The sequence below is a fragment of the Candidatus Poriferisodalis sp. genome (genome assembly GCF_965221945.1).
Classification (GTDB): Bacteria; Actinomycetota; Acidimicrobiia; order Acidimicrobiales; family Poriferisodalaceae; genus Poriferisodalis.
In genome coordinates this window covers 1,838,936-1,852,543 of sequence record NZ_OZ244925.1, presented here as the reverse complement: position 1 = coordinate 1,852,543, position 13,608 = coordinate 1,838,936, and the positions used below count along the sequence as shown (strand labels likewise).

Annotated in this window: 10 protein-coding genes and 1 tRNA gene; 10 read left to right on the top strand and 1 reads right to left on the bottom strand. The window is 67.2% G+C overall.

Annotated elements, in window-relative coordinates:
- Positions 1 to 125 precede the first annotated feature (125 nt).
- The 4 genes from ACOQPH_RS08625 (at position 126) to ACOQPH_RS08610 (ending at position 7,689) form a co-directional block, all read left to right on the top strand.
- Positions 126 to 3,737, top strand: a complete 3,612-nt coding sequence (locus ACOQPH_RS08625; RefSeq protein ID WP_420624219.1) for an indolepyruvate ferredoxin oxidoreductase family protein — start codon at positions 126 to 128, stop codon at positions 3,735 to 3,737.
- A gap of 73 nt (positions 3,738 to 3,810) precedes the next feature.
- A complete protein-coding gene (locus tag ACOQPH_RS08620) occupies positions 3,811 to 4,929 on the top strand; it encodes a prephenate dehydrogenase/arogenate dehydrogenase family protein (RefSeq protein WP_420624218.1) in 1,119 nt (372 codons plus the stop codon).
- Positions 4,926 to 7,001 carry a 3-phosphoshikimate 1-carboxyvinyltransferase gene (gene aroA / locus ACOQPH_RS08615; RefSeq protein WP_420624217.1) on the top strand — a complete coding sequence of 692 codons (2,076 nt, stop codon included), beginning with the start codon at positions 4,926 to 4,928 and terminating at the stop codon, positions 6,999 to 7,001. Before ACOQPH_RS08620 ends, aroA begins: the two co-directional genes overlap by 4 nt.
- Positions 6,994 to 7,689 (top strand): lysophospholipid acyltransferase family protein, encoded by a 696-nt coding sequence (locus ACOQPH_RS08610; RefSeq protein ID WP_420624216.1) that lies wholly within the window; start codon positions 6,994 to 6,996, stop codon positions 7,687 to 7,689. Before aroA ends, ACOQPH_RS08610 begins: the two co-directional genes overlap by 8 nt.
- A gap of 15 nt (positions 7,690 to 7,704) precedes the next feature.
- On the opposite strand, the gene ispH is transcribed toward ACOQPH_RS08610, so the two are convergent.
- A complete protein-coding gene (ispH, locus tag ACOQPH_RS08605) occupies positions 7,705 to 8,748 on the bottom strand; it encodes a 4-hydroxy-3-methylbut-2-enyl diphosphate reductase (protein WP_420624215.1) in 1,044 nt (347 codons plus the stop codon).
- A gap of 105 nt (positions 8,749 to 8,853) precedes the next feature.
- Here ispH and ACOQPH_RS08600 point away from each other — a divergent pair, with 105 nt between their 5' ends.
- From ACOQPH_RS08600 to ACOQPH_RS08575, 6 genes are all read left to right on the top strand, one after another.
- Positions 8,854 to 10,464, top strand: coding sequence for a DUF512 domain-containing protein (locus tag ACOQPH_RS08600; protein ID WP_420624214.1), 1,611 nt, complete (start codon positions 8,854 to 8,856; stop codon positions 10,462 to 10,464).
- Positions 10,461 to 11,852 carry a ribosome biogenesis GTPase Der gene (der, locus tag ACOQPH_RS08595; RefSeq protein ID WP_420624213.1) on the top strand — a complete coding sequence of 464 codons (1,392 nt, stop codon included), beginning with the start codon at positions 10,461 to 10,463 and terminating at the stop codon, positions 11,850 to 11,852. Before ACOQPH_RS08600 ends, der begins: the two co-directional genes overlap by 4 nt.
- Positions 11,849 to 12,082, top strand: coding sequence for a hypothetical protein (locus ACOQPH_RS08590; protein WP_420624212.1), 234 nt, complete (start codon positions 11,849 to 11,851; stop codon positions 12,080 to 12,082). Before der ends, ACOQPH_RS08590 begins: the two co-directional genes overlap by 4 nt.
- 75 nt (positions 12,083 to 12,157) lie before the next feature.
- Positions 12,158 to 12,235, top strand: a tRNA-Pro gene (locus ACOQPH_RS08585).
- 24 nt (positions 12,236 to 12,259) lie between these two features.
- Positions 12,260 to 12,874, top strand: a complete 615-nt coding sequence (locus ACOQPH_RS08580) for a DUF6642 family protein (protein ID WP_420624211.1) — start codon at positions 12,260 to 12,262, stop codon at positions 12,872 to 12,874.
- A complete protein-coding gene (locus ACOQPH_RS08575) occupies positions 12,841 to 13,512 on the top strand; it encodes a hypothetical protein (protein ID WP_420624210.1) in 672 nt (223 codons plus the stop codon). The genes ACOQPH_RS08580 and ACOQPH_RS08575 overlap by 34 nt, the downstream gene beginning before the upstream one ends.
- Positions 13,513 to 13,608 lie beyond the last annotated feature (96 nt).

Sequence of the window (13,608 nt, the reverse complement as noted above, 5' to 3'; positions counted from 1 at the left end):
ACCCGCAGACGCGTGCAGTTAGGCGGCCCCTCAATGTCACAGCGAGCGACCACAATGGACGTAGCGCAGGCAGAACACCCTGATGTATTGCCCGAGAACCTGCGCATGCACACCGGAGCAAGCAGATGAGCCTCGCTGAGACATACCGGCTGTCGGGGCGCTACACGGACGACAGCGGCACCACGTTCATGACTGGGCTGCAAGCGTTGGCGCGCCTGCCGATCGAGCAGCTGCGGGCCGATCGGCGGGCTGGACTGCGAACGGCGGCCTTCATATCGGGCTACCCCGGCTCGCCACTCGGCGGCTATGACGCCGCCGTCGAGGCCGCCCGTGCCACAACCGACTTGCCAGTCGTGCATTCGCCTGCTGTCAATGAGGACCAGGCAGCGACCGCCATCATGGGCAGTCAACTGGCCACCACCCGGCCCGACGCCGTCTATGACGGCGTGGTCGGCCTGTGGTACGGGAAGGCGCCCGGCGTCGACCGCGCAACTGATGCCCTTCGACACGCGGTGTTCGCCGGCACCGATCCTCGCGGTGGCGCGGTCGCCATCGCCGGCGACGACCCGGCCGCCAAGAGTTCCACGATCCCCTCGAGTTCCGCTGGGACCATGGCCGACCTGCACATCCCGGTGCTGTATCCGGGCACGCCCGCCGAGGCGCTCGATCTGGGCCGCCACGCCATCGCGATGTCCCGCACGACGGGCCTGTGGACGGGCCTGAAGATCGTGGCCGACGTGGCAGACGGCGCCGCAACGGTCCTGCTGGATCCAGACCGGTTCGACCCGGTCATCCCGCTCGTCGACGGCGAGCCCTACCGCCACAGGCCCGACGGCTACCTGCTGACGCCGCACACGGTCGACATCGAGCGTGAGATCGTCGAAATCCGCTACGAGCTGGCCATCGCGTACGCGGCAGGCAACCACCTGAACGACGCCACGGTCGACCCTCCCGACGCCTGGATTGCCGTCGTGGCCTCGGGCATCACATACCGCGAGGTGCGCGAGGCCCTGCGGCGGCTGGGCCTTGACAGCGACGAGTCGGTGCGAGACGCCGGCATCCGGCTCGTGCGGATGGGCATGCCGATCCCGTTCAGCGCTGAGCGAGCCCGGCACTTCGCCCGCGGGGTCACTGAGATCTTCGTGATCGAGGAGAAGAGCCCCAACATCGAGTCGCTGCTGAAAGACGCCCTCTACAACCAGTCGCACCATCCCCGCATCGTCGGCAAGACCGACGAGAACGACCGGATGCTGCTGAGCTCGTATGGTGCGCTGACCGCCGATGACCTCATCAAGCCGCTGCGCAGTCGCCTCGGGGCTCGCATCGGCGACCGGCTCGTGGGGGCCCGTCCCGAGCGTGTGCGCATCGAGTTGCCGCTGGCACCGCCGCCCGAACAGAGCCGTTCGCCGTACTTCTGCTCGGGCTGCCCGCACAATCGATCCACCGAGGTGCCCGACGGCGCGCTGGTGGGCGCAGGCATTGGTTGCCACACGATGGCGCTGTTCATGAATCCCGAACGCGTCGGCGACATCGTGAGCGTGACGTGCATGGGTCAGGAGGGCACCCAGTGGATTGGCATGTCGCCCTTCGTGGAGACGGCCCACATCTTCCAGAATCTGGGCGACGGGACGTACTTCCACAGTGGTCAGCTGGCGATCGCCGGCGCGGTGGCGTCCGGCACGAACATCACCTACAAGCTCCTGTGGAACCGGGCCGTCGCCATGACCGGCGGGCAGGATCCTGCCGGCCAATTGGAGGTGCCCGAGGTGGCGGCGGGTCTGCTGGCAGACGGGGTGGCCAAGGTGCTGATCACCACTCACGACCCCGCCGCCTACCACAGCCGCTCGTTGCCTGCGGGTGTGGAGGTCTGGCATCGCGACCGCCTCACCGAAGCTCAGGAACTGCTCGCGGACATCGAGGGCGTCACCGTGCTGATTCACGATCAGCAGTGCGCGGCAGAGGCACGCCGGGCCCGAAAGCGGGGAACGCAGCCGACGCCGACCCAGCGGGTGCTGATCAACGAGCGGATCTGCGAAGGCTGCGGCGACTGCGGGCGCAAGAGCAACTGCCTGTCGGTGCAACCGATCGACACGTTCTTCGGCCGCAAGACCCACATCGACCAGATGTCCTGCAACCTCGACTATTCGTGCCTCGACGGTGATTGCCCGTCGTTCATGACCGTGAGCCAGCGTGGACCGTTTCGCACCGCAGTGCGGCAAATGCTTGCGCCGCTGCGGCGTGCGCCCCGGACCGGAGAAGGAATTGGCGTCAGGCCCGAGCCGCCAGCCGAACTGCCCGAACCTGTTCGGTTCACCGGTCCCGATGAGGTGTCGGTGCGCATGTGCGGGATCGGCGGCACCGGCGTCGTGACGGTCAACCAGGTGCTCGGCACTGCGGCGATGTTCGACGGCTTCGAGGTTCGGGGGCTCGATCAGATCGGTCTGTCGCAGAAGGCCGGCCCCGTTGTGGGCGATCTGCGGCTGCGGCGCCTCGGGGGACCGGCTACGGCCCGCCTTGGCAGCGGCCAGGCCGACGTGATCCTGGCTTTCGACTTGCTTGTCGCCGCGTCTGGCGCGGGACTCGATGTGGCCGACTCCCAACGAACCATGGTCGTCGGCTCCACGTCGGTGACGCCGACCGGCGCGATGGTCGCCGATCCGAGCATCGAGATGCCCGCGACCGCCGAGCTGCTCGAGCGGGTGGCGGCCGTCACTGTTGACGGGCAGCGGCACTGGGCGGACGTCGGCGAGCTGGTGACCGCATTGTGCGGCTCGGCGGTCACGGCGAACGTGTTTGTCGTGGGAATGGCCATGCAATCTGGCGCACTGCCCATAGCACCTTCGAGTGTGGAGGCGGCGATTGAGTTGAACGGCGTTGCGGTGGCCCAGAACATCGCGGCCTTCCGCTGGGGCCGGGCGATGGTTGCTGACCCGAACGGCACCAAAGCAGCCGCAATCGCAGCGGCAGCCTCGGCGCCCGTTGCGGATCGAGGCTCCAGCGACATCGGCGCCCGCGAATTCTCGTTGCCGCGCCCCTTGGCGGCTCGCATCGACGAGATGGTGGACGACCTCGGTGGCGTGGAAGCGGCGCACGATTCAGCGGAGCTGCGATCCAGCCTCGGTACCTATGTGTCAGAACTCTGCGCCTACCAGTCCGAACGCTTGGCGGCCGACTTCCTGGAGGCCGTCCAAGGTGTGGCGCGTGCGGATCGGACTGCGGGGGACGGCTCGGCCAGATTGACCGATTCGGCAGCGGCCGGGCTGTTCAAGCTCATGGCATACAAGGACGAGTACGAGGTTGCCCGCCTCATGGGAGACCCGGCTGCGAACGAGGCTGCGCGCGCCTTGGCGGCTTCGGTTGGCGGCACCGTGTCGTGGAACTTGCATCCGCCGGTGCTGCGGGCGCTTGGGCGCACGGGCAAGGTCCGGTTCTCGCTGGCGTGGCGACCGATGTTCGCGCTGCTGGCGGGCGGCAAGCGCTTGCGAGGCCACTGGTTCGATCCCTTCGGCCACACCGAGATCCGCCGGACCGAGCGGGCGCTGGTACACGAGTACCTCGCCGCCCTCGATGCCGCTGTCGAAGCACTCGAGCGTGACGCCGGCGCCGCTCGATACGAGCAGGCAGTTGCCATCGCCAGGTTGCCGGAGCTGGTGCGCGGCTACGAGGACATCAAGATGGCCACGGTCGAGACGTTTCGGGCTGAGCTCGACGAACGTGTCGGCGAGCTCACCCTCTGAAGGTCGATCAGGCAGATCGGTAACCAGAGCCTGCACACGGGGAGGGTCGGGAGGCATCGGTACCCTTCGGTACGTGGCGACTGATCCCTCCGCGCCCGAGCAGGTGCCGTCGTTTGGCACCGGGGAGGTGCGGCGCGCCCAAGTCGTCGGCACGGGCCTGATCGGCGGGTCGGTCGCTTCTGCATTGCGCAAGTCGGGTTGGCATGTGACCGGGCGGGACGCTGTCGGCGGTCACGCTCAGCGGGCGCTCGAGCTTGGTTGTCTGGATGCCATCGGCACCGATTCCGAGGCGATGTTCTGCGTGGTGGCCGTGCCTGCTGCATTTCTTGCCGGTGAAGTCACGAGAGCACTCGCAGATACCGCAGCGGGGGGTGCTGTGGTGACCGACACCGGCAGCGTCAAGACACCGGTCGCTCGGACCATCACAGATCCTCGTTACGTGCCGGGCCATCCGATGGCCGGTTCAGAACAGGAAGGCGTCGAGGGAGCGAACCCGGACATGTTCGTCGGCGCCGTGTGGACGCTGACGCCGACCGAGACCACCGACGACAACGCCTTGCGTTCGTGCCAGACGGTGCTGACCGGCTTCGGGTCTGATGTCGTGACGATGACGCCCGAACGACACGACGCACTCGTGGCAGTGGTGAGCCACGTTCCGCACCTCGCTGCAGCATCGCTGATGTGCCTCGCAGACGAACGGGCCCTCGACGATGCGCCGCTGCTGCGCCTCGCGGCGGGCGGTTTCCGGGACATGACGCGAATCGCCGCGGGACACCCGGGAATCTGGCTCGACATCTGCGGCGAGAATCGAGACGCCATCGTCGACGTGCTCGATGAGCTGTCCGAGCGCTTGACACAGATGCGCGAAGTGGTAGCGGGAGCAGATCGCGAGGGCTTACGCGCCGTACTCAACCAAGCGCGTCGAGCGCGTACCAACCTGCCGTCTCGCTACGTGCGGCCCCAGGAACTCCTCGAGGTGCGGGTGCCGATCCCGGACCGCAAGGGCCAGATTGCCGCCATCACCATGCTGGCTGCGGACTGCGACGTGAACGTGGCCGACATCGAGGTGGCGCACTCACCCGAGGGAACCGAGGGCGTGCTCGTGCTCGTGGTGGCGCGCAACGAGGCCCAGCGCTTCCTTGCCGCCCTGGCCGGGCAGGGCTACCACCCCACGACGCGCGATCTGGCATGAGCGAAGGGCGGGTCATCGCCCCCTTCACGAACGGGGTCTCAGGCACAGCGTCGGTGCCGGGCTCCAAGAGCATCACCAACCGGGCGATGCTGTGCGCAGCACTGGCCGGCGGGCTCAGCACGCTCGACGGAGCGCTGTTCGCCGATGACACCGAGGCGATGATCGACGTCGCACGCGCGATGGGGGCGTCGGCGCGCATCGATCGCGCGAACTCACGGCTGGTCGTCAACGGCATCGGTGCTGGCAGCGCTACTGAGCAAACTGCGGGGGACGGTGTTGCGCGGGTGCATGCGAGATCATCGGGCACGACGGCACGCTTCTGTCTGCCCGTGCTCGCAGCGATCGGTGGGCGGTGGCTGCTTGACGGTGATCCGCAGCTGCGTGCCCGTCCCTTCGGGGACCTCATTGCAGCTGTGCGTTCGCTCGGTGCGGAGGTACGCGAGCTGGGCGAGCCCGGCCATCTGCCGCTTGACGTGGTCTCGGCAAACGGCGTCTACTCCCTCGCTGAACCGCGTCAGGTTCGGATTCGGGGAGACGTGAGCAGCCAGTTCGCCAGTGGTCTGCTGTTGGCGGGTCCGCTGCTCGGTGGCATCGACCTGCAGATCCACTCGGCGCCAGACGCCGTGAGCCGGCCGTACATCAACATGACGGTTGCGGTGATGACAGCGTTCGGCGCAACCATCGACACGCCAAGCCCAGACCGCTATGTCGTGGCGCCAGGCGGCTACCGAGCTGGGGGCTATGCGATCGAACCGGATGCCTCTGCCGCGAGCTATTTTTGGGCAGCGGCGGCGCTCTGCGGCGGCAGTGTGCGTGTCGAGGGCCTGGGGAACAGCAGCATCCAGGGCGACGTCCGCTTCGCTCAGATCCTCGGTGAGATGGGAGCTGAGGTCGCGATCAGCCACAATGCCGTCGTTGTCGGTGCGCCGGCGGACGGAGCGCTGCAGGGGGGCACATTCGACCTGCGCGACTGCTCCGACACGGCCCAGACGCTGGCGGCAGTGGCCGCGTTCGCCGAGGGCACGACACGCATCAGCGGCATTGGTTTCATCCGCCGCAAGGAGACCGACCGCATCGGCGACACCGTGTCCGAGCTCTCCAAGCGTGGCGTCCCCGCCGTTGCTGAGCCCGACGGCATCAGGATTCGTGCGAATCCGTTCGGGCTGCGAGTGGGTCGGGTCGACTGCCACGGCGATCACCGCATGGCGATGGCGATGTCGTTGATCGGCCTGCGTGTTGCGGGCATCGAAATCGACGACCCGGACTGCGTAGCCAAGACATTCCCGGAATTCTTCGACTCGCTCCAGTCGCTGCGATCCCCGCCGGAGGGGGCTCGGGAGCCGATTTCGCCGGTGATCGCGATTGACGGCCCTGCTGCTTCAGGCAAGTCCAGCGTGGCCCGTGCCGTGGCAGCCGAACTCGAGATGGACTACCTCGACACCGGTGCGATGTACCGGGCGGTGGCATGGGCGGCGTTGCAGTCACATGTCGACCCGCACGATGCCGAAGGTGTCGCCAAGATTGCCCGCACGGCCGAGATCGAGATCTCCAGCGTGGGTGACGCACAGCGCGTCACGGTGGACGGCGTCGATGCCACGGCGGCGATCCGCAGCGGCGAAGTGGACCGCAGCGTCAGCGCCGTCGCGGCCAATCCCGCAGTGCGGCGAGTGCTCGTGGAGCACCAACGGCATTGGGCCAATCGATTGGGCGGGGGAGTCATGGAAGGCCGCGATATCGGCAGTGTCGTGTTCCCCGACGCCGTGCTGAAGGTGTTCCTGACAGCCACCCCAACCGAACGGGCACGTCGTCGCCTCGCACAGCAGGCCTCATCAAGCGGCAACTCCGATCGGGTCCCTCCTGATGACGGGGCGGTGGCAGTGTTGGCCGCCGAGCTGAGCGAGCGGGACCGGCTCGACTCGGGCCGGGCCGACTCGCCGCTGCGAGTGGCGCCCCGAGCCGTCATCGTGGACACCAGTGAGATGACTCAGGATGAGGCCGTGGCGCAGATCGCTGAGCTCTACGCGTCAGCAACCGACTTCCGACTGCCGGCCGGAACGGCGAACAATGTCTGAGTCCGACGGCCCCGAGGTTGACCTGCGCGACAGCCGGTTCAACCTCGCGGTTTACAAGACGGCGAAATACCTGCTGTGGGGCATCTTCCGGACCTGGAACCGAATGTCCGTCGAGGGGCTGGACAACATGCCTGATGGCCCGTGCGTGTGGGTGCCCAACCATCGCAGCTATATCGACACGCCGATCCACGCCGCGATTCCGGCGCAGATGCGGGTGATGGGCAAGGAATCGATGTGGAAGTACCGCCCAGCTGCCTGGCTGTTCAACACGTTCGGTTGTTTCCCCGTCAACCGCGACGCTCCTGACCGGGCGGCACTGCGGATTGCGCTAGATGCGCTGCGCTACGGCGATTGTCCGGTGGTGATGTTCGGCGAAGGCGAGCGTAAGGACGGCCCGCGGGTGCTGCCGCTCATGGATGGACCGGCGTACCTGGCCGCCCGGGCGCAGGTGCCAATTGTGCCCGTCGGGATCGGCGGAACTGCCGCTGCCATGCCTCGCGGTGCCAAGTTCATGCATCCCCGTCGGATCAAGATGATCATCGGGGAGCCCATGGATCCTCCGCCGCTGAGCACCAGCGGGCGGGTTTCACGCCGTTCGGTGCGGGAGGTCACCCGAGAGCTGCGCGAGCGTATGCAGGAGCTCTTCGACCGGGCTCAAGCCGACGTCGGCACGCCCAACGTGTACTGAGGACTCCGGATCGCTTCAGTCCGTCGTTGCGGCGAATGCGGCAAGCACGTCGCTCGCCGCTGTCGTCCTATCGGCTGCACTCACTCGTGCCGCTGGCGCCACGGCGAGGCTGGCATGCACGGCGGTTTCCATGGCGCCCAACACGTCTCGCAGCTCTCTTGGCGGGGGGAAGTACTCGTCCTCATCGGTGATGGTCACCTCTCTGGTTCCCGCTGTTGGTGCGAGTCGCGAGATCACTGCATCCACAAGCTCCTCCGGTGCGGACGCCCCCGCAGTGACTCCCACCGTGCCGAACAGGTCGTCGGGCAGCTCAACGGCGGCGTTCACCCGCAGCACACGTTCGCAGCCCGACTCGGCCGCCACCTTGGCGAGCGCCATGGTGTTGGACGAGTTGGCCGAACCGATGACGATGACGGCATCGCAGTCGGGGGCGATCTTCGCCAAGGCGCCCTGCCGGTTGGTGGTGGCGAAGCAGAGGTCCGAGCGGCCCGGCATCCACACTTCGCCGAATCGCGCCTGTGCCGCCTCGGCCACGTCTGACCAGTCGCGGTGGCTGAGCGTCGTCTGGGCCAGTACGGCCACAGGTCCATCGAAGTCGTCAAGAGCGTCCACGTCGGCCGGCTCGGACACCAGTGAGATCGAGGCGGGCGCCACCGCCATGGTCCCCACTGCCTCGTCGTGACCCTCGTGGCCCACGTACACGACTCGGTAGCCTTTCCCAGCACGCACGCGCACCTCGTGGTGCACCTTGGTGACCAGCGGGCAGATGGCATCGACCACGTAGCCGCCCCGCTGGCGAGCCTCGTCGACAACCTCCGGCGCCGAGCCGTGAGCCGACAGCATGAGCGGCCGGCCAGCGGGCACTTCGGCCACGTCATCGACGAACACCACCCCGAGCCGTTCGAAGCGATCGACCACTAAGCGGTTGTGCACTATCTCGTGGTAGCAGTACACGGGCGGTGCGAACGTTCGCACCATCCAGGCGAGCGCCTTGATGGCCATCTCCACGCCGGCGCAGAAGCCGCGTGGCGCGGCCAGAAGCACCCGGTCGACTGCCACGGCGACGACGCTACCGACCCAGCACAGAAACCCAGTGCAGCAACACAGTGTGGCAACTGGGCCGAACCAGCAGGGCAAACGGTGACAGCTTCCTATCCTGAACCCATGTCCCGGCCGGTTGTTGTGGCGGTGGAGCCCGGCTCGGCGGCCGAGGTTGCCGGATTGGCTGTGGGCGACGAGGTGGTGTCGATCGACGGCGTCGTGCCGACCGACGTGATCGCCTGGCAGCTGTTGCTTGACGAAGCCGACCCCAGCCTCGAAATCGTGCGAGCCGGCAGCGCGGTCCAACTCGACGTCAGCAAGGACGCCGGGGTTCGGTTGGGTGCCGAGGTGAACGCTGCGATCTTCGACCGGGTTCAAACGTGCGACAACCATTGCGAATTCTGCTTCATCTATCAGTTGCCGCCGGGACTGCGCCGAAGCCTCTATCTCAAGGACGACGACTACCGGCTGTCGTTTCTGTACGGGAACTTCACGACGCTGACTCGCTTCACCGAGCTGGATCTCGAGCGGGTGACTGATGAGCGCCTGTCGCCGCTGTACGTGTCCATCCACGCCACCGACCCCGACGTGCGGTCTCGGATGCTGCGAAACCCACGCGGAGCGACGAGCCTGCGATGGCTGGGCGCCTTGCTGGATGGCTGCATCGAAGTGCACGGCCAGGTGGTGGTGTGCCCGGGTGTGAACGACGGGGCAGTGCTGGCGGACACGCTGCTGGGCGTACTGGACCGATTCTCATCGCTCGCAACACTGGCGGTGGTTCCGCTGGGTGTGAGCTCCCACCAGCGGGAGCCAGCGATGCGGCCGCACACCGCAGCCGAGGCCGCGGCAGTGATCGATCTGTGCGAAGAGTGGCAGCGGCGATTCGGAGACGTGCTGGGGCGGCGCTTGGTGTTCGCCGCCGATGAGTACTACCTGCTCGCCGAGCGGCCCTTCCCGGACGCGTCGACCTATGGCGAATTCCCGATGCACGAGGACGGCATCGGCATGGCGCGAGCCTTCGAGCAGGAGTTCTGGGCCGCAGCACCGGATGCACCCGACGACGGCAACGGGGCGCCCCAGGCCCGAGCGCCAGCTGCTGGCTTCTTCTCATGGGTCGACGGAGCGCCGGCGGAGGGCTACCGGGCGGTCCGGGTGCCGGGGCACGGCGCCAACCGCAGCGGCGAGGTGGACGCCGAAGGTTTGCCGCTCAGCCTCGGCTCGGTGCCGGTGAATGTGCCGGTGAATGTGCCGGTGAATGTGCCGGTGAATGTGATTGTGTCACGGCGGCCGCGGCGAGTCCGGCCCGACGTCGACCGGCCGATCGGCGTCCTGACCGGCACCTACGGTGCTGCTGTACTCGAACCGCTGGTAACGGCGTGGCGCACCGGTGCGGCTGCTAGCGAAGCGTCCGGCGTGCCTGACGTGCGCGTCATCGAAGTCTCCAACCGGTTCTTCGGCGGGAACATCGGCGTGACAGGCCTGCTCGCTGGTGCCGACATCGCGACCACGCTGGCCGGCGAACCGCAGGGGCATCGTTATGTCTTGGCAGACGTGTGCTTGTCGGGCGGCAAGTTCCTCGATGGCAAGACGCCGGCAGAGCTGCCCCAGCCCGTCGAGATCGTCCCGACGAGCGGCACCGCCCTGCGGCAGCTGCTCGATGCTGCGGTGCGGTCCGAGCCTGCCCGGGCGTCGGGCAACGAGGCTGCGCCTCACCCAGCGGGGGCTGCCCGATGAACGCGGGCCTGCCCGTGGTGGGGATCGTGGGGCGGCCCAACGTGGGCAAGTCCACCCTGTTCAACCGGCTGGTCGGGCGACGCGAGGCCGTGGTGGCGCCCGAGCCGGGTGTGACCCGCGATCGCAAGATGGCCCCCGCCGCCTGGCGCGGGCACAAGTTCCTGGTGGTGGACACCGGTGGTTGGTCCGCTGCCGGCAACACACTCGACGACAAGGTGTCGGCCCAGAGCGAGCGAGCGATGGCCGACGCCGACGTGCTCCTGCTGTTGGTCGACGTGACCGTCGGCATCACCGAGCCCGATGCCCGCATCGCATCCATGCTGCGCCGCAGCGGCCGGCCGACCCTGGTCGTTGCCAACAAGGCCGACAGCGGCACCCGTGACGACGGGCGATGGGAGTTCAACCGCTTGGGTCTCGGCGAGGCGTGGGCGACGTCCGCGTTGCACGGCCGCAACGTCGGCGACCTGCTCGATCGGCTGCTGGAACTGCTCGACGTGGATGAAGCCGATGCAAGCCTCGACCACGACGACGGCCAGTTGCTCAACCGCAGCAATGAGGCATCGCATGACGAAGACCCGACCGGCCAAGATGAGTCCGGCCAAGATGACCAAGACGCCCAAGACAAGGTGCCGGCGGTGGCGATCGTGGGCCGCCCCAATGTGGGCAAGTCGACCTTGTTCAACCGGCTCATCGGCGACGAACGGTCTGTGGTGCACGACCGGCCCGGCACGACCCGCGACACCATCGACACTCTCGTGGAAACCGAGGCCGGGCCCGTGCGGTTCGTGGACACAGCGGGCATGCGGCGCAAGGCCCGGGTCGACGCGGACACCGAGTACTACGCCAACCTGCGGGCGCTGCGTGCCATCGACGCCTGCGACGTGACATTGCTGGTCATTGATGCCACTGAAGGCGTGACGGCGCAGGACCAGCGGCTTGCTGAGCGCATCGACGGCGCCGGTTGCCCGATAGTTGTGCTGATCAACAAGTGGGAGACGCTGGACGCCGAGCACCGTGAAGGCGTACTCGGGGAATTGGCGCGTCGCCTGCACTTCGTGGGCGAAGCGCCGGTGCTGCGCATCAGCGCGCTCACGGGTCGGGGCGTGCACCGGCTGGTGCCTGCAATCGAGGCTGCCATGGAGGCGTATGAATCGAGAGCGCCGACGGCCAGGGTGAACGAGATCATCCAGCTGGCTCAATCCGCCCAGCCAGCCCCCGGCGGGGCACGGGTGCTGTATGCCACACAGGTCGCCACGCAGCCACCGACGTTCACACTCTTCGCCAACCGGGAACTGCCGGCGACCTACCTGCGCTATCTCGAACGTCGCTTGAGGGAGGCGCTGGGCCTGGCCAAGACTCCTCTGCGGCTGCGGGTGCGACGACGATGAAGCGCCGTGCGCCACCCAGCGCGCCACGGCTGAACCGTCGCCCGCAGGCGGCCGATGTGGCCCACCCGGAGCGACGGCCTCACGGCCGCGACGACCGTCGAGTGCAAAGGCGCAGCGGCGCTCCGTGGCATTTCTGGCTCGTCGTCGTCATGGCAACGGTGTATCTGGGCTGGCGGGCCATCGAGGGCATCGTGTGGCTCATCGGGTGGATCGGTGGCGCTATCGGCTGAGCGTTCGGGCCCGTCGAATCGGAGAATCCGTCAGCGGCTCGCAGCGCGAATGAGGCGGTATCGTGCTCGCCTACACGGGCTGTGGCGCAGTCTGGTTAGCGCACTGGTCTGGGGGACCAGGGGTCGGAGGTTCAAATCCTCTCAGCCCGACCACACTCAGACAAACCTAGGTCGTTCATGGCGAAGGATGCTGCAGCAACGGCGGTCACTCCCACTGTGGGGGCGACGCGGCGATTGGCCACCGGCGTGTTCGCATTCGAGGGCGACGACTCCGACGCCGATCTCCGCCAGCAGTTCGGCGTGGCTTCGCTGCTGTATACCGTGCGCGAACTCAGCGGGCTGAAGTTCATCCGCAGGGACATCGGAACAGCGGGCGAGCTCTACTACTACGTGCGCAAGTGGACCCAGCAGCGCTACCGGGACTACCAGGTGGGCCATTTCGGGTTCCACGGCAAACCCGGCGAGCTGTGGCTGAGCGGCTCGACCAAGGTGACCCTGGACGAACTTGCCGAGGTTATTGACGGCCGAGCCGGCGGCCGGATCATCTACTTCAGCTCGTGCGAGATCATGGGCACCGACGACGCGGCATTGCGACGCTTCCGTGAACGCACCGGTGCAAGCGCAGTGATCGGGTTTCTCAAGCGTGTAGGAGGCAGTCTGGAGCTTCCGGCGTTCGAGCTCTTGCTGCTCCAAGCGCTCAACGACGACGTGAAGATCGGCAACACCGAGGACCGTCTGCGCAGTCAGCATCCCTACCTATGCGACCTCCTCGGCCTCAAGATCATCAGCTGACCGCACGCCCTGGCTGGGACGCGCAGCTTGCGCTCTTGGCGCGGATTGTCGTCGCCGCGTTGGTGGTTGGGGTCGTGCTGAGCTGCAGCGGAAGTGCAGTCGACGATGCGGAGATCGAGGACCAGCTCTCGCACCTAAGAGTCGAATGCCGAGAAGCCATCGACGTGGTCACCGAGCCTGGAGCCGGCTACACCGCACACGGCTCTGACGGCGGGTTCATTGCGCTGCCCGCGTCGGCGATGCAACTCGGGCGATGGGCGCCGGAAGGCTCCGGCCATGAGGACTATCGGTTCTCAAAGTTCGGGCTGATCGTGCGCCGCTTCCGGCAAGTATCGCTCGAGGTCGTGAGAGCCCCTGACGGCGCTTTCTTTCACTACGGCGGGAGCGCACTCGCGGCCCCAGATGTCTTGACTGCTGGCCCTTGTGACACCGATGGCCCCGAATGTGTGATCGAGCCCACCGAGCACCTGAGTGTCGGGCCTTGTGGCTCCGGTCGTGGTGAATGGGTCGTGTGGGCGGGCGGAATCTGGGTCAACGAACCCGGCTGCGTCGAGGTGGTCGCCTCGTCGCACGACGAGGAGATCTCAGCATGGCTAGCTGTCGGCGCTTCCTGCGATGGGACAGGTACAACGTCATGAGCGGCCGCGCGGATAGGTGACGTCTCGGAAAGCTGCTGTCACGCCTTCTTTGTGCAAATTTGCCGTCTGTGGCGGCACTTCTGCACAAAGTTCGAT

Excerpts from the sequence above, each read along its gene's own strand:
- ACOQPH_RS08625 (WP_420624219.1), top strand. The coding sequence starts at position 126 with ATGAGCCTCGCTGAGACATACCGGCTGTCGGGGCGCTACACGGACGAC.
- ACOQPH_RS08610 (WP_420624216.1), top strand. The coding sequence starts at position 6,994 with ATGTCTGAGTCCGACGGCCCCGAGGTTGACCTGCGCGACAGCCGGTTC.
- aroA (WP_420624217.1), top strand. The coding sequence starts at position 4,926 with ATGAGCGAAGGGCGGGTCATCGCCCCCTTCACGAACGGGGTCTCAGGC.
- ACOQPH_RS08580 (WP_420624211.1), top strand. The coding sequence starts at position 12,260 with ATGGCGAAGGATGCTGCAGCAACGGCGGTCACTCCCACTGTGGGGGCG.
- ACOQPH_RS08600 (WP_420624214.1), top strand. The coding sequence starts at position 8,854 with ATGTCCCGGCCGGTTGTTGTGGCGGTGGAGCCCGGCTCGGCGGCCGAG.
- ACOQPH_RS08590 (WP_420624212.1), top strand. The coding sequence starts at position 11,849 with ATGAAGCGCCGTGCGCCACCCAGCGCGCCACGGCTGAACCGTCGCCCG.
- der (WP_420624213.1), top strand. The coding sequence starts at position 10,461 with ATGAACGCGGGCCTGCCCGTGGTGGGGATCGTGGGGCGGCCCAACGTG.
- ACOQPH_RS08575 (WP_420624210.1), top strand. The coding sequence starts at position 12,841 with ATGCGACCTCCTCGGCCTCAAGATCATCAGCTGACCGCACGCCCTGGC.